Source organism: Spirochaetota bacterium, from assembly GCA_026414805.1.
In the GTDB taxonomy this organism is placed as follows: Bacteria; Spirochaetota; UBA4802; order UBA4802; family UB4802; genus UBA4802.
In genome coordinates, this window is sequence record JAOAIH010000067.1 from 1 (window position 1) to 16,336 (window position 16,336).

The window sequence follows — 16,336 nt, forward strand, 5'->3', positions numbered from 1 at the left end:
TTGCTCCTATTCCCAATATTTCACGTGCTTCGTTTGGCAAAGCAATCTCTCTTCCAAGCTCACGGGCAAGCCGCACCAGTCGCTCCACAAGCTGTGCATTTGATTGTGCTAAAATACTTTTTTAAGTAAAAAACAGTATCTTCAAGTCCTGTGCGCACATGCCCTCCTAAAAGTATGCTCATGGTATTCATTGCAAGCTGATATTTCCCAATGCCACTTAAAATAAAAAATATATTGTATAATAAGCAATAATATTGTATAAAAGTCAATAATTAATCTTCACCCTATTAAAATTTTTTCAAAGTAATGCCTGTACTATTTAGTACTTGACACTATAATTAATAATGTCATTGCATACTATGAAACAAAAGGAGAACCGCAGTGGCTAAAGTGATACAATCATTAGAGCGTGGATTGCGTATCCTTGAAATCCTTGCAAAATCAGACAGACCATTATCGCTCAATGAAATTACAAAACATTTTTCAATAGATAAATCGTCAATTTTCAGGCTGCTGGGAACGCTTGTTTCATATGACTTTGTGCATCAAGACCCTGATACAAAAAAATATACGCTGGGATTTAAGATCATGGAGCTTTCTGGAGCGTTTGGTGAGCAAACAAGGATTGAAACGTTTTTACGTCCGGTTTTGAAATATGTGTGCGAAAAAACACATCAGAATACTCATCTGGCAGTGTTGCACAATCAGGATGTAGTGTTTATTGCAGTGGAGCAGCCTCGCAACAATCTGAGCATGCATATATCTGTTGGGACGCGTGAGCCTGCATTTCCTACAGCATTAGGCAAGGTATTGCTTGCATTTATGGAAACAAAGGAAAAAGAAAATATCTTACATTCTGTCAGATTGAAAAAATATACCGACAATACAATAACTTCAATGTCAAGTTACAAAAAGCACCTGGCACAAATAGTTCGCGATAAATATGCAATGGACAATGAAGAATATAGGGCAGGAGTGATATGCATTGCTGCACCGGTGTTTAATCACAGAGGGATAGCTGAATATTCTATTGGGATTTCAGGTTCAAAGGAGCAGGTGTTGCCGCATATAAATGAATATATTGCAATTATAAAAGATGCCGGTGTAGAAGGATCCAGGCTTCTTGGCATGCCACAATAATTTATTCATATTCAAAATACCAGTACGGCCCTTCCTTAACAAAAAGTAAACTCATTCCATTATAAAGTTGCACGGTGGCTTTTGATTTGGCGATAGTTACCTGTGCAATTGGCTGCTTGAGTGCACTTGACAATACATCATCACCATGAACTTCTGCAATTTTTTTCTGCATTGCCAGGTATTGGGGGATATCCAAATTTTTAATGATTTCAGAATCCACATTGTAGTAGTGTGCAAATGCAGCTATCTGCGTTTTGTTCATAGATTTCAGATTACTGATTACTGTAGTGATTTTCTTTTTACTACCTGTGGATAGCAACTCTGCAACTTTTTGCATATTATCGCCTTCATATGCCTCTTTGAGTGCTTTGAATGCTTCCTGCGGAGTAAGTGGTTTTGATGGTTGGCAGGAAACAAAACTGATCGCTACAATAAGTATGATTAATAAACGCATCGGTAACTATCTCCCTGTTTTTCAACTATCATGTTATCTATTAATCGGGTGGGACCAAAAAATGCTGCAACGGCAATCACGGATTTATCCTTTAATGTTTCAATAGGCTGAAGCGTTTCATAATCTACAACTGATACGTAATCTATCTTCTTTGGCTTACCCTGGGAAATGATGTCGGTTATAGCTGGTATGAGTGTATTTGCCTGAATAACCCCCTGGGCAATAAGCTGTTGGGCTTTTTGTAGTGATTTATAAATAAAAACTGCGTTGGTACGGTCATCACCTTTGAGGTGCACATTTCGTGAACTCATGGCTAGGCCATCAGGTTCGCGTATAATTGGTGCAACGATTATTTTCACTGGAAAATTAAGGTCTTTCACCATTTTCTGAATTATAACAGCCTGCTGTATGTCTTTTTGGCCAAATACTGAAACATCAGGCTGCACAATATTGAAAAGCTTAGCTACAACAGTGAGTACTCCTCTGAAATGACCAGGGCGCGTTGCTCCACACAGATGATCGGTCATCATTTCAATATCAACATAGGTCAGGCGATTTTGATACATCTGACTGTCATCAGGCAAAAAAATCAAGTCCACACCTGCCCCTTTAGCCAGGGCAAAGTCTCTTTCATAGTCACGTGGGTAGGTATCATAGTCTTTAGGATCGTTAAACTGCATTTTGTTTACAAAAATACTCATGACTTGATAATCAGAATACTGTTTTGATATATCCACTAAACTCAGATGCCCCTGGTGAAGGTATCCCATAGTGGGAACAAATCCTATTTTTTTATTGCGTTGCCTATGCTGAGCAATTTCGTTTCGTAATTCTGAAATTGTATTAATTATTTTCATATAAAGTATTCCTCCACTATCCTAGAATAAAAGGTCATTAAGATAAACTCTCATGCAAGCTATCGTACGTACCCACCTTCTTTGCTGCAACAAGCATCATATCACCTAAATACATTTTCTTGGCAGCCATATCAGCCAATTTTCGTATCATGGAACCGGGTTTGCCTATACCACTGCCATAAGTAACAAACCGTGTAACGGCAAACCCTTTTAATTGCAATAATTTTGCAAGTGTTCTGTAGGAAAAAAAGTAAAGATGATGAGGGAAGTTGTAGTACCGCCAGTTTTTGCCAAATAGCACACCAAACGAAAAAGCACTGCTTCTACATGTTGAGATATAGAGCATGCCATTATTGTGCAATAAAGAAAAAATCTTTTCAATAAATTTATCAGGGTAATGCAGATGCTCAATGGTTGCCCACATAGTTATGCAATCATACTTTTTATTGAATTCATACGATAAAAAATCACCGCAATATGCATTCACATGTAATGAATTGCGTGCAAACTCTATGCAATCCTCTGCAATATCTATGCCTTCTGCATGCCACCCCCTCTGTGTTAAATAATCCACAAAATACCCTGCAGCACAGCCAATATCAAGTGACCATTTTTCCTTGCCAAGTGCTCTCTCAAAATCATAAAAGTGTAAGTCAATGAGGTTGAGTGTTAGTAGCCTCAGTACTTCATTACGCATGTATTCCGAAAAGTAATTGTTGTATCCACGGTCAGTACGCTTGTTAAAATATTCTTTATAGTAAAGGTGGATATTGCTGTAGTAAGGACGGGGATTCACAAATTCAAGTCCACAATTACTACACCTGACAAGATTAAAGTTTTCACCATTTTCAAAAGGCTTTGAAAACAAAGTTGTAAAATTATGACTATTACACAGAATACAGGGAACAGTTTCGTAATTCATACAATAATTGACATAAGCTCTATGCCCATTTGGCAAGTACTTTTTATGTTGAATGAAAAGTATTACTTATTTACTCTTAGTGATAATTGTTTATTGTATGTTTTATTTTTTTGCAGCTATCAATGCGTGCTAGGCAATGCTGCCAAATAAATAAAAATAATATATATCCACGTAAAATTAATTGAGCTATTGAGCTTTACAATAGTCTTGACTTTATATGTTTCATTGTATACTCTTACCGACGTATGTATTTTTATAGTAGATAGATACTATAAATACATCTATAAAGAATGAGCATAGTATTAAATAATATCAAAAATCACCATGAAAGTTTCCAATAAAATAATTGTTATTACACAAAATAAAGAATGTGAGGCGATAGTTGAAGCAATCGCTTCACAGCATCAGCTTATTGTTGAAAAAAATGAACTACTGCATTCGTTTGATGCAATTGTACATCAGATAGAAAGCTCAAAATCAACAGCCTTTTTACGTTCCTCGCTTCATACTTTTATCCGTCAAAATGGGATTCCGTTTTTCATTGTAGTTGATTATCCTGTTGCCGCCACAACACGGAACGATGCAATTGTCCAGAAAGTATTCACCACGCTACTCATTTCGTTTATGATAATAGCTCAAGGAAGTGGCCTTGCAAATATTAAAGGGAATTTTTTTGTCAATATCACACATGGTGATGTGCAATTTTTTAAAAGCAGCATTATCCATCCTGAAAAGCTTTTAACCACAATTAAAACTAATGATGAAAAGGTTAATGCTATTATCAACCATTATGCTGATCAGAAAATGTTCCATGCTTTGTTTTTTATAAAACCATGCACTTTCACAAAAGAGGCTATAGCACAGGAGCTATCGGCCTATATTGATGCCGTAAAAAAACGTCATGCTTTAATAGAGAAGCTTTACGAAAAGCAAAAGTTTACTCATTCGCGAAGTAAAGATGCAGCAACAGTGCTGGTTAAAATAAGTGAGGATAAAATTGTATTGGATCATGAAATTGTAATTACTCGCGATAGCTCATATAATAAATATGAAATTGGGCACATTTATGTACTTGGAGAATGGACAAACATTCACAGCAGAAAAGTTGCCGGTAAGGTGATCACTGCAATAAAGGATGGATTTGCTGACTGGAAGCTTAGCAATGATGACCCGGTTATAATTCATCTTGAAGAGGCCACAGTTGATCATACCACTGCTGCAACGTTAGCACAGATTGCTTTCAACGAACTGAGGTCCTTTACCAATATCAAAATATACTGCAGTGAAAGAAATTATAAGATACTTGAATCTGCTGATGGATTTTCGCTTGTAAAAAAACTAATTTTTATACAGAAAGCTTAACAGCCAATTGTATAAAAAAATCCATCCTTCCCTACTATACTCACCAAGCTTTCCAATAACTTCTGATGTGGTTTTATGTGGTACAAGGGATTTGCTTTCACAATATTTTCTTTGCCGTTGGGATGGCGCACATGAAAATATACAGGCTTATTTCCCTGATACCGTTGCAATAATTTTTTAATATTTTCAAGTATCTGAGTGTTTGTGCCAATGGGATTAATGATAATGTGCAGTTCACTTATCTGGGTCAGTTTGAACTGAGTAAGCGGTACTACTTTATTGGCAATCATTCGGGATGGTTTTTCGTTTTCAATTTCAACTGTTCCGGTAATCACCACCGGTTCCTGCGATACAATAAGCGACTCATATTCGGATAATGTCTGCGGCATAAATAATACCTGTATGCTGCCGGTGAGATCTTCAATGACTGCTTGCGCAAATTTATTTCCTTTCTGGCTTTGCTTAATCTGCACATTATTCAGAACGCCAACTAGAGTGATCGGTGAGCCGTTGACATTTTCTTCAAGCTCTTTTATTGGCGTACAGGCTAATTTTTCAATGTCTTTTGCAAATCGGCTCAAGGGATGCGAACTTGCGTAAATACCAAGCACTTCTTTTTCATATTGCAGTTTCTTGTTTTCGGGCCAATCATTAGTGGAGGTAGGCTCAATATGAATACGCGAATATGTTCTATCAGAAGTGCCAAACAAATCGCCCTGTCCTGTTGCAATATCCTGCTGAAGCTGTCGGGCAGTTTCTAACATCATATCTACTGATTCAAATAGTGCTGCACGGTTAGGATAGAGTGAATCAAATGCTCCCGCTTTTATGAGTGATTCTAACACGCCTTTGTTTACGGTCATAAGATCAATTGAAGTGAAGAAGCTGGTGAGGTCTTTGAATTCACCGTTGGTTTCCCGTGCCTTCAGAATAGATTCTATTGCTTTATCGCCTACACCTTTAATTGCTATAAGCCCGTAACGTATTGATTTACCTTCTATTGAAAAATCTCGCTGGCTTTTATTGATATCCGGCGGAAGGACCTGAATGCCCTTTGCCTTGCAGTCAGCATAGTATTTTGCAATGTCTTCAATTTTATCAACCTGTGCGGTTAAAAGCGCAGTCATGAATTCCAATGGGTAGTGTGCTTTAAGATATGCTGTCTGGTAAGATACAAGCGCATACGCAGCAGAATGCGATTTATTGAATCCATATCTTCCAAATGTAGCCATCAACTCGTATGTTTTTGTAGCAGTCTGTTCATCGATGCCCTTTGCTATTGCACCTTTGACAAATTTTGTGCCCATAGCATCTATAATCTCTGGCTTCTTTTTGCTCATAGCTTTTCTGAGTTTGTCTGCTTCAGGCAGAGAAAATCCACCCATAACCTGAGATATGAGCATAACCTGTTCCTGATAGACAATAACCCCAAGAGTATCTTTAAGTATTGGTTCAAGTGATGGATGCAGATATTCAATTTTGCTAGGGTCACGTTTTCGTTCAATATACTGTTCAACCATCCCGGAGTCAAGAGGGCCTGGTCGGTAAAGGGCAACTATTGCAATAATGTCATCAAGATTTGTGGGGCCCAATTTAAGCAGAATATTCTGCATGCCAGCTGATTCAAGCTGGAATACACCCATGGTATCTGCCTTTTGCAGCAGCTTGAATGTTTTTGCATCATCAAGCGGAATTGCATTTATATCTATATCAATATTTCTGTGTTTCTTTATAAGCTTTATGCATGTATCAATGATGGTGAGGTTGGCAAGCCCCAAAAAGTCCATCTTGACAAGGCCTGCTTTTTCTAAGCTCCCTTTTTCATATTGAGAGGAAACACTGCCATCCTTTGGGTCAACATACAGAGGAACATGCTCGGTTAAAGGATCACGTGATATAACAACACCTGCTGCGTGTTTGCCAGCAGAACGGGTGAGCCCTTCTACTTTTAATGCAATGTCAATAAGTTGTTTGCCTGTATCATTGGACTTGTAGAGCTGCTGCAATTCTTCTGAATTCTTCAGCGCCTCCTCTAAATCTTCATGATGAATAAGTTTGGTAAGTGCGTTAACCTGAGGAAGTGGAATGTTTAACGCTCGTGCAACATCACGTATGGCACCTTTGGATTTCATTTTATTAAATGTTATGATCTGGCTGACATGATCCTCGCCGTATTTCTTTTTCACATATTCTATGACCTCATCACGACGCAGAGCGCAGAAGTCAATGTCCATATCAGGCATTTCATTTCGTTCAGGATTTAAAAAGCGCTCAAACAGCAGGTTATATTTTATTGGGTCAAGCTCTGTTATACCAAGGCAGTATGAAACCATAGATCCAGCAGCCGACCCTCTGCCGGGACCAACGGGTATGCCATTATTTTTTGCAAACTGGATAAAATCCCATACAATGAGAAAGTATCCTGAAAACTGCATTCTTTTTATTACCGATAGCTCATAGTCAATGCGTTCTTTGATATAATCAGGGATAGATTGGCCATATCGTTTTTGTGCACCTTTATAAACTAGTTCAGTAAGGTAGCTGTCTTTTGTATACCCGTCGGGTACCTCAAAGTTGGGGAGTATGGGGTTGCCCAGTGGTATCTGGCAATCTATCATTTCGGCAATCTTCATAGTGTTGTAGAGGGCATCAGGATAATCTTCAAATGTTTTTTCCATTTCCTGAGGGCTTTTAAGATAAAACTGGTCGTTGGGGAAACGCATTCTTCCCGGGTCGTTTAACAGTTTGCCGGTTTGTATGCACAGCAAGACATCATGATAGTATGCATCGTCTCGTGAAACATAATGTGCATCATTGGTGGCTATTAAACCAATATTTAGTTTTGATGCCATTTCAATAAGCTTTGCATTCACATGCTTTTGTTCTTTGAGGTTGTGATACTGCAGTTCAAGGTAGAATCTATCTTTGCCAAAAAGGTCTGCAAACTCTTGTGCTCGAGCATACGCTTCATTTATTTTACCCTCTAATATGAGTGATGGGATTTCACCGGCAATGCAGGAAGTGCTTGCTATAAGCCCTTTGCTATATTTAGTTAAAAGTTCCCAGTCAATTCGTGGTTTATAATAAAAGCCTTCCAGATAACCAAGTGAGGATAATTTTATGAGATTTTTATACCCTTCGTAGTTTTCAGCAAGCAATATAAGGTGGTAGGCATTTTCCTCGTTGCTTGAGCGAGTACTTTGCTTATAAAACCGTGACCCGGGTGCAATGTAAAACTCTTGTCCTATTATTGGCTTTATGCCAGCTTTATGTGCTTCTTCGTAAAACTCTATTATGCCAAACATATTGCCATGATCAGTTAAGGCTATGGCTGGCATGTGGTGTTGTACTGCAAATTTTATAAGTTGCTGAATCCGTATGGCACCATCTAAAATTGAATATTCAGAATGGTTGTGAAGATGTACAAAATCCATAGTTTTTCTCGTATGTAGGGGGTTAATGTGATGAGCTATCGCCCAAAAAATACGACATAATATTATTTACTCTATAGCCAGTATACATATCTTTTTTTAATTTGCAAGTAGTATTATAAAAAAATTTCATTTAATTTTTTATACTTTTTGCAATATGTTGTTGACCATATTAAAAATATGCGATAGATTTTGAAAAAATGAATACTATAAAAAACAGATTGCCATATTTAAAAAAACAAATTTTAATGGTTGCAAATGATGTAATGTATTTCGGAGGAACCGATGATTGATACAAAGCTTTTAGATATTTTAGCATGCCCTGCCTGTAAAGGGGATGTTGAATATGATGCACGTAACGAAAAAATTATATGCACCCAATGCAAAAAGAAATATCCCGTTAAAGACGGCATCCCTGTTATGCTTGTTGAAGAAGCGGAAGAATAATTGAATAGATAGAGGTTACAATATGTTTGATTCAAAGCATCCTGTTGTAAAAGTAGCTGGGTATATTATTGTAGGCTTTTTTGTACTTATAATAATAATTTCATTTGGCATGCCCGACTTTTTGTCACGAATGGGATTTGACCAGAATACCATTGCAAAAGTCAACGGTGAAGTAATAGGATATATGGATTTTATTCGCTATCGTGATACACACATGGTTGGCAAGAGTGAAGACCCTAAACAGCAGCAGCGCATGATCATAGAACGTATGATACAGGAAAAACTGCTGGTTCAACTTGCAAAGAAAGAAGGTATTGTGGTAACGGAAAAAGAAATAAAAAGTGTTATCCGCAACCGGTTTTCGGACAATACTGGTACATTTAATGAAACGTTTTTCAGAAATTTTCTGGATAGATTCCATATGGGAATATCAGATTACTATAAATATGTTGAAAATGAAATATATCTTGGCAAATTGCAGAATATGCTTCTTGCTGGAGTCAGTGTTTCACCTCTTGAACTTTTGACTGAATACCGAATGCAAAATGCAAAGCTGAAAATACAGTATTCATTTTTATCAAATCAGGAACTGGCAAAACGGTTTGCCAGCACAATTGCTGTCACTGATGAAGAAGTGGACGCAGAACTTAAAAAGAACCCTAAAGAATTAAAGGACCCTAAAACTGATAGACAGCGAATCAAGGATAAGCTTGCCAATGATAAATTGGAAAAAGTAAAACAAGAAATTGCAAAGAAGATTGACCAGCTTGCACTTTCCGGCAGGCCATTTGCAGAAGCACAGAGTATATTACAGGGGGTTGTAGCATTTTCAAATGAGTTTGTGCCAGGCGATTTGATAAGGGAAAAAGATGAAAAAGGCAGAATTCTCTACCCATTGCAAGAGTCAAAAATATTCCAGTCTGACGTGTTCAGTTTACCAAAGGGTGCAACTTCACGGTGTGTTTTTGGTTTTGATGGATTGTATATCTTTACGCCTGTAGTACGAAATATCCCAGGTAATCAGATACCAGATAAGGAAAAGCAGACACTTGAACAAAACCTTTTTTATACAAAGGCTAATTCTTTATATATATCATTGTTAACCCGATTGTTTGAAACGTCGAAAATAATAAGGAATCAGAAGTTTGAAGCACAGTAGTGTTCACAGTGGTTATAAATTTGTTACACAGCTAAGGGGTAATTTATGAATATTAATGCTGAATATGTGAATCCATTTTTAGAGGCAGCAAGTGCAGTATTCAAACAGCTTCTTAATGTTGATTTAAGGCGAGGGAAGCTGGTATTAAAAGAGGTTCCACAGCCATCACATGATGTTGCTATTATAATTGGTATTACGGGTGCAGTCACTGGACAGGTTGTGTTTAGCATGAGCCTGGAAATGGTAAAGAAGATTGCACAGATACTTGCTCCCGGATTATCTGAGAAGGATATAATGAATGAATGGAAGGATATTGTGGGTGAAGTTGCCAATATGATTACCGGGAATGCAATGAACCTTTTTGCCTATTCGGGCAAACGTGTTGAAATGACAACCCCTACAGTTATAGAAGGTGAAAGTTTTACCATTACTCTAATAAAACAAACAACGCTTGGGATAAATCTATACAGTCCCTTTGGGCAATTGGAGATGAACGTTGCATTAAAATAAATATATATTATTCCGGGAAATAGGTTGCATCAAGCCTCTTTAGTTCATCGGCCACTCGTTCTTTCAATGGTGAGGAATAAAATGCATTGTATGCGGGATCCTGTGAACGCTTGAGAAATATAGTATACACTTTACGAGCAAGTTCCACATCTTTTAAATTGGGATCGGTACTTAAAATCTTTCCTAACCAGTAGTAAGCATCATCAACCGTTTCACGATCATTATACTGTTTTATTACCCTGATTAAAGCATGCAATGCAGCATTGCCTTTTTTTTGTGCTATATACAGTTGAGCTGCCAGTATCAGCGCATCGTCAGAAAAATCCTGATCAGGATATAATCCTGCAACTTTTGTGTAGTATTCAATTGCATCAAGTGGTTTGCCCATAGCTTGATTAACCCTGCCAATCATAAATAGCGCTGCAGGATATTCACCTGACTGCTCGGGTATGGCCGATAGCTCTTGCATTGCATTGGTAAATTTTTGCTGCTGCATATATATCTTTGCTTTCCATAAAGAAGCCTGATCTTTAAAAGGGCTTTGCGGATAATTTTTCTGTAAACTATCTAATGCTTGCAGTGCGCGTTCATAAAATTCAGCATTATAAAAATCAATGCCTTGTTTTAGCAAGACATCATCAGGTGTATTAGCCCCTTTCTTTTGAGAAGAATCATCCTGACCTTTGTATTGCATTGGAATTTTAGTGGCTTTTGGTTCAGAAAGGATGGTTTCCAGTATAGTTTCTTTATTTACCGGCTGTGATACGAGTAGTGAGCATACAATAACTATTGCTATACAATTCATTGCTCAAACACCTTATCGCGGATATCCATTGGCTTAAGATCTTTTGAACTTTTTGGCGAAATGGTTTCTTTTTTTTCAATGTCGGGTGCCTGTGATTGTGGTTTTACAGGAGCTGTTACTTGCTTGCCCTGATTTGCCTTCATTGTGTCTACTGGCTTAACCACTGGTGGCGTGTAATCAGGAATTATAGGTTCAACAGGTTTTGAGTCATTTAAACCTGAAAGAGGCTTTTGTATTTCTTTAACGTCTTTGGGAATTTCAAGAGGTTTTGCAGGCATTGTCATTGCCTCGTCCTCTTTTGTTGGGTATGCCACCTTGTTGTCGGTTAGCTGCTGACGCTGTTCCATAAGTGCACTTTCAAGCATAGACTGGAATGATCCGGGCTCTTTTTTCATTTTTATGTCAAGGTCAAACACATCGTTGGTTATTTCTGCGTATGGTCTGCCAGCTGGTTTTGCAGATTGCTTGCCAAGATTATATCCAATAAATATGGCAGCAATTGATAAAAGAAATACAAGAAAGAAAAATCCTTCTTTTATGGATTGCTGCGTGCGAATATCAATAGAATCAATCATTCTATTTAATGTTCGCACGATTGCCTGTAATATTGATGCTATTGGATTCATAATTATGACTTTGCGTTATTCTCTATCAATAATAATAACAATATTGCCTTTTTTCAAGTTATTTCTTGTTGAGCTACTTGCAAGAATTTTTTTTAAGTCAGAATTTGCAATTACCGGGCACCGATTATACAGGCGAAGTGAAGCACAGTAATATGGGTTTGGGCCAGCTTTTTTATGGCGCAATGCTATGTCATCGCCAAAACAATATGCAACTGTACCGTAGATATAAGCATCACGTGAGTCGATAAAATCCTTGCCAAAGATTTCGGTTCCATCCTCTGCATAAAGCGATGGGAAAAGCATGGGGGTAAATTTCTGACCGCGTGTATCCACAATAAGTCCTGAATACTCGGTTGCAGGTAGTTTTACCGGTAGTTGGGGAATATCTTTTGATGGCAATGCTTGGGGCAAAAGCTTTAAAAGCCTTCCCATAGGCAATGTGGCAATGCATTGAGTAGTAATTGCACCCTCTGGTTTATAAGTGTATTTGATGACGTTGGGATATTGCCCTAACTGTATCTGTGAATAATCATCAATCTGTATACAGTTGCCTAATGTTTGCTGCGGGTCAAGCTGTATAGTCTGCAGGGCTGCAATGAGTAACTGTGTTGCACTGTCTTTTGCTTCTTCTATTGCCCTGCTGCGTGCATTATTTACTGATAGTGGCTCAAGAGTTGAACTGTCAAGCGGCATGCCACTGTCGGTAACTGTAGGTTTGCAAGATGCTTTTGCCACAATTATCTGATCGGTCCAGTTAATCTCTACATTGTTGTAGTACTGAATAACTTTATTGCTTACGGGTGATAATGGCAATGCAAAAAACAGTGTATGAGCTATCGCCCAGAAAAAAATAAAGCAACGCCTGTAGTGTAGTCCCATAGTATGTAACATTTTTAACGGTGTTTTTAACATTATCGGATAAATGTGCCATGAAATATAATCAAATTACTAAACCTTCAAGTTTTTCAAAAATCTTCAAAAGCTGCTGCGAAGCAGCTTTAACTGCATCTTTAAGTAATGAATCAATTTTTTGCTGTTCAAGGTCATGGCGAGCTATATAGAACAATGTTTTGCGCATGAAAGGGGAGCACAGTGCGTCCATATCTTCGTTATCAAGAAGTGAATACAGATTTGAAGTGTCCATGGATGAGGCATTGTACAATTGTTTCAATGACTGATGAAGGTGCAAAAATTTTTTAAAGAGGGGTTGCGTGTTGATTGTAGCTTGGTGCGATAGCTCATGTGATAAAATCTCCTGCGGAGTAACCGGTGGCTTTTTCCATGTATCAACCAGTTCTTGCAGTGGCACAAATGTTGTATTGGCAATAACCGCACCCCCAATGCTGGTATTGTACACAGGGATGGGAACTCTTTTTGCGGAATCCTCAAACCAGCTGCGATACAAATCAAGGACAAAGTCGGTGATGACCTTACCACCGCTATTTGAAGGCACATACTTTATTTTACGCTTTCGTATCACATTCTGGTTAATGGTGTCTAAATTTTTAAAGCGGTTTATTGTGGGAAGCCAGTCGTCGTTATGATGTGTGCCACGGCTGTGGATTTCTCTGCCGGTATAGGCAAGGTCCTGCCCAACAAGCACAATAGCGCTGCACCCTGCAGCAAGTAGCAGGTCAAACGCACTTGTTGCCACCGAACCGCCTGACTGAATATCGCCAATCTGGCCTGTGAAATTTTGTACCCAGTCCATAAGTGGCGTTGATTCACGCTTAAGGCTTCCGTCAGGTGCTGTGTAATACTTTGCAGTGGTGCTGAAGATTTTTTGTGTGAACATACGGGTTACTTTAGGGCTGCTGACAACATCAGCCAAAAGCAATGGTGTATTGGTGATGCCTAAGAAGTGTTTTATACTGTGTGTTTGCGCATCCAGCGTCATTACTATGTGAGGCCTGATGCCGTGACGCTCAAGAACCTTATATGCAGTGTCAACACACACAATTAATGCTTTTTCGTAGGCTTGTTCCAATGCATCCAGCGAATACAGTAACGAAGGACCCGCTGAGACAATTATTCCAGGCATTCCTTTGAATTTCCCAAATAGAGATTTGACCGGCAGTGCTGTATTAAACTGCGTGGAGTTACACAGTATGTTTTTTATCCACAGTTCCTCAAATTCAAATCTAGTTAAAAGGTCGCTAATACGTGAGCTTATCTGTTTATGCAGAATGGACGTCATTGAATCATAAAATTCAGGATATAAAGAATATGAAGGACGGTATATAAAAAGAGCAGTTCCCTTGAATGATCTGATATCCATTGATTCAAGTACAGCAGCTATCTGTTCTTCATCATGTACTACAAATGCTATATGAAATACTTCTGGTGATTCTTTCTTTACTGCTTCTATAAGATGTGTGTCTTTTTCTACGACAATTATTGTATGTGTGGGAAATTTAGAAGCAAGGGCCTGAATATGGTATCCCAGTCCCAGTCCACACACAACAATTATAGAAGCACGTTTAGGATTGAACTGTTCAACACTGCGCTGTGCTTCCTTTACAGGGTCGTAGGCTGAGTGGATGCGGATTATTTTTCCATCAATGGTATAATGCAGTGTTTTATGACCACTCTTTGCTATGGTTATAGTAAAATTTTTCATGAAATTTATTGTGCAACTTTGTTGTAGGTATCCATGCACAGCTTATGCAGCTTGTTAAAGGTATCTTCAGTTTCTATTTTGAATTGACGGCATATTTCATCTTCACAGTAGTAATAGAAATATTTTCTTGACTCAACTCCACATAACAGGTTTGCAAGGTAGGTTACACTCACATGGTCCTTATATTTGCTGTCACATGACAGTGGTGAATGGTGCCACTGTATTGCCTCAATAAGGTATTGAGGAAATTGCCACTTCTGGGCAATAAGCTGGCCTATTCCAGAATGGCTTATTCCAATTGAAATTTCCTCCATTACTGTTGACGTGCGCATTTTGCGGTCACTCACAAGATCAGCAATCCAGTTAGTAAGTTCCAGGTTAACCGATAAAAGCACTATCTTCCCAAGATCATGCAGCAGGCCGCATAGTGAAACTTGCTCTACAATAGTGTTCATTCTGTACTGGGTTGCGATAGTACGTGCATATGATGCTGTTTTGTCGCAGTGATCCCAGATTTGCTCAAACTTCTGGAAGCGCTCATCCAAAATTTTTCGTGCGCTTATTGTCATAAGCAGCGATTCCAGGTTCTTGAGGCCAATTGTCATTATGGCTTCACTGAGGTTGTCTATGCGTTTGCCTGGTACAAACCCCGCCGAATTTGAAAGCTTTAGTACATCAGCAGTGAGTGCAGGATCGCGCATGATGGAAAAAGTAATGTCTTTTATCTCAACATCTTTCCTTCTGCAGAGCTCCAACAGTTGCACTATATGGTCGGGGAATGTAGGGATGCCGTCAATCTGATCAAGTATCTGCTGTTTTATTGTTGTGGTAAGTTTTTCAGGCCGCAATTGATGGGGCAGATTTACTAATACCTGTGTAATTTTGCCATCTGTGCCAATTTTGTAATTTGATGGGTCAACTCCAGCATTTTTTAAAAGCAATATAACAAGAACTATGCCCAGCCCTGCACCTTCGGTATCATCGTACACATCTTCATATGCCTGAGTAAAATCCAGATACTGTTTGGCTTTTTCAATGCGGGTTTTGATACGAGCAAGTTCTACAGGGTGTATAGGAGTGGGGTTTGAAATAGAAAATCGTATGCCATCATCCTGTTTTTTTATGGTTATGGTAACTTTAAGGTCGTTATTTTTCAGGTCCTGTTCTAATGTATCAAGTTGCCCTACTATGTCTTTTTTAAATGTTTCAATTCCTTTTTGATAGCTTTCGGGGTCATTGATATTTAAATTGATTTTTTTAAAATATGCCCGTTTTGCATTTGCTTTGGTTGCATTAACAATTATTTCCCGCAAAATGGTGATCATCATATCTAAAAGAAATATCTTGTCCTGATTTGAAAGAATTTTTGCTAGGATTGCATTTAATGTTTTTGAAATGTTCTCATTAGGATAATAAAACGAAAGGCTTATAGGTTCATTATTTTCAAAACGCTTTACAAGCTCAGAAATATTCAAAATAGCCATAGTATTCCTTTTATATTGGTAATTTGCTTCTTCTATCAGCTATATATACATATCGGTATATTTTATCATAAAGAATAATTATTTGCAATCTATTTATTTTTGTTATAGATATAAATAATCCCTGCCCACTGTGGTTGTGATTGATAGGGCTTGTGACTATATAAATGGCATTGTAAACGTGCTTTAGCGTCTTTTCAAGGTCCAAGGGTTGTGTCAAAATAATTCAATGGTTAAATTTTGCAAGCTGGTGATTTTAGATTTGGCAGATGCCTCATATTATAGAACACTAACAACATGTGATCGCTACATTTAAATTTTAGGTAATTAAATACCAAATTTTAATACCTCTTGTGATGACAAGAAACAGGGTGGGAGTTTGTAATTCAACAGTATCATTTTGTATGTTATTTTATTGAGCTAAACATTTCCCATAACTTTTGCCATTGTGGTGTATCCACTATCCTTGGATTATGCTGAATGAAATCAAGTGGAATATTGTCAATATATGCAATGTAGGTA

14 protein-coding genes and 1 pseudogene are annotated in these 16,336 nt (G+C 38.0%); 5 read left to right on the forward strand and 10 right to left on the reverse strand.

What is annotated here, in order from left to right:
- Positions 1–218: pseudogene (locus tag N3F66_12190) on the reverse strand (3-keto-5-aminohexanoate cleavage protein).
- Positions 219–381: 163 nt separating this feature from the next.
- Here N3F66_12190 and N3F66_12195 point away from each other — a divergent pair.
- The gene (locus tag N3F66_12195; GenBank protein ID MCX8124904.1) at positions 382–1,140 is read left to right on the forward strand and encodes an IclR family transcriptional regulator; all 759 of its coding nucleotides are present in this window, start codon (positions 382–384) and stop codon (positions 1,138–1,140) included.
- Between the two features lies 1 nt (position 1,141).
- On the opposite strand, the gene N3F66_12200 is transcribed toward N3F66_12195, so the two are convergent.
- The 3 genes from N3F66_12200 to N3F66_12210 are packed head-to-tail and all read right to left on the reverse strand — an operon-like array spanning position 1,142 to position 3,373.
- Positions 1,142–1,594: a hypothetical protein gene (locus tag N3F66_12200; GenBank protein ID MCX8124905.1), complete on the reverse strand. Its 453-nt coding sequence runs from the start codon at positions 1,592–1,594 to the stop codon at positions 1,142–1,144.
- A complete protein-coding gene (gene panC, locus N3F66_12205) occupies positions 1,582–2,451 on the reverse strand; it encodes a pantoate--beta-alanine ligase (protein ID MCX8124906.1) in 870 nt (289 codons plus the stop codon). Before panC ends, N3F66_12200 begins: the two co-directional genes overlap by 13 nt.
- Positions 2,452–2,488: 37 nt before the next feature.
- The gene (locus N3F66_12210; protein ID MCX8124907.1) at positions 2,489–3,373 is read right to left on the reverse strand and encodes a class I SAM-dependent methyltransferase; all 885 of its coding nucleotides are present in this window, start codon (positions 3,371–3,373) and stop codon (positions 2,489–2,491) included.
- A 324-nt stretch (positions 3,374–3,697) separates the two neighbouring features.
- On the opposite strand from N3F66_12210, the gene N3F66_12215 reads away from it, so the two are divergent.
- Positions 3,698–4,735, forward strand: a complete 1,038-nt coding sequence (locus N3F66_12215) for a hypothetical protein (GenBank protein MCX8124908.1) — start codon at positions 3,698–3,700, stop codon at positions 4,733–4,735.
- Here N3F66_12215 and dnaE read toward each other — a convergent pair.
- The gene (dnaE, locus tag N3F66_12220) at positions 4,732–8,169 is read right to left on the reverse strand and encodes a DNA polymerase III subunit alpha (GenBank protein ID MCX8124909.1); all 3,438 of its coding nucleotides are present in this window, start codon (positions 8,167–8,169) and stop codon (positions 4,732–4,734) included. The genes N3F66_12215 and dnaE overlap by 4 nt on opposite strands.
- Positions 8,170–8,451: 282 nt before the next feature.
- Between dnaE and N3F66_12225 the strand changes: the two genes are divergently transcribed.
- Genes N3F66_12225 through N3F66_12235 form a run of 3 tightly spaced genes read left to right on the forward strand, consistent with a single transcriptional unit; the run spans position 8,452 to position 10,282 of the window.
- Positions 8,452–8,613: a Trm112 family protein gene (locus tag N3F66_12225; GenBank protein MCX8124910.1), complete on the forward strand. Its 162-nt coding sequence runs from the start codon at positions 8,452–8,454 to the stop codon at positions 8,611–8,613.
- A gap of 22 nt (positions 8,614–8,635) precedes the next feature.
- Positions 8,636–9,772 carry a SurA N-terminal domain-containing protein gene (locus N3F66_12230; GenBank protein MCX8124911.1) on the forward strand — a complete coding sequence of 379 codons (1,137 nt, stop codon included), beginning with the start codon at positions 8,636–8,638 and terminating at the stop codon, positions 9,770–9,772.
- A gap of 45 nt (positions 9,773–9,817) precedes the next feature.
- Positions 9,818–10,282 (forward strand): chemotaxis protein CheX, encoded by a 465-nt coding sequence (locus tag N3F66_12235; protein MCX8124912.1) that lies wholly within the window; start codon positions 9,818–9,820, stop codon positions 10,280–10,282.
- Between the two features lie 7 nt (positions 10,283–10,289).
- On the opposite strand, the gene N3F66_12240 is transcribed toward N3F66_12235, so the two are convergent.
- The 5 genes from N3F66_12240 to N3F66_12260 all read right to left on the reverse strand — a co-directional run bounded on the left by N3F66_12240 (position 10,290) and on the right by N3F66_12260 (position 15,817).
- Positions 10,290–11,087, reverse strand: coding sequence for a tetratricopeptide repeat protein (locus N3F66_12240; protein ID MCX8124913.1), 798 nt, complete (start codon positions 11,085–11,087; stop codon positions 10,290–10,292).
- Positions 11,084–11,713: a hypothetical protein gene (locus tag N3F66_12245; protein MCX8124914.1), complete on the reverse strand. Its 630-nt coding sequence runs from the start codon at positions 11,711–11,713 to the stop codon at positions 11,084–11,086. The genes N3F66_12240 and N3F66_12245 overlap by 4 nt, the downstream gene beginning before the upstream one ends.
- Positions 11,714–11,728: 15 nt before the next feature.
- Entirely contained in the window at positions 11,729–12,592 is an 864-nt protein-coding gene (locus N3F66_12250) for a hypothetical protein (GenBank protein ID MCX8124915.1), read from the reverse strand.
- Between the two features lie 61 nt (positions 12,593–12,653).
- The gene (locus N3F66_12255) at positions 12,654–14,333 is read right to left on the reverse strand and encodes a DUF115 domain-containing protein (protein MCX8124916.1); all 1,680 of its coding nucleotides are present in this window, start codon (positions 14,331–14,333) and stop codon (positions 12,654–12,656) included.
- 5 nt (positions 14,334–14,338) lie between these two features.
- Positions 14,339–15,817 (reverse strand): HDOD domain-containing protein, encoded by a 1,479-nt coding sequence (locus tag N3F66_12260; GenBank protein MCX8124917.1) that lies wholly within the window; start codon positions 15,815–15,817, stop codon positions 14,339–14,341.
- Positions 15,818–16,336: the final 519 nt, after the last annotated feature.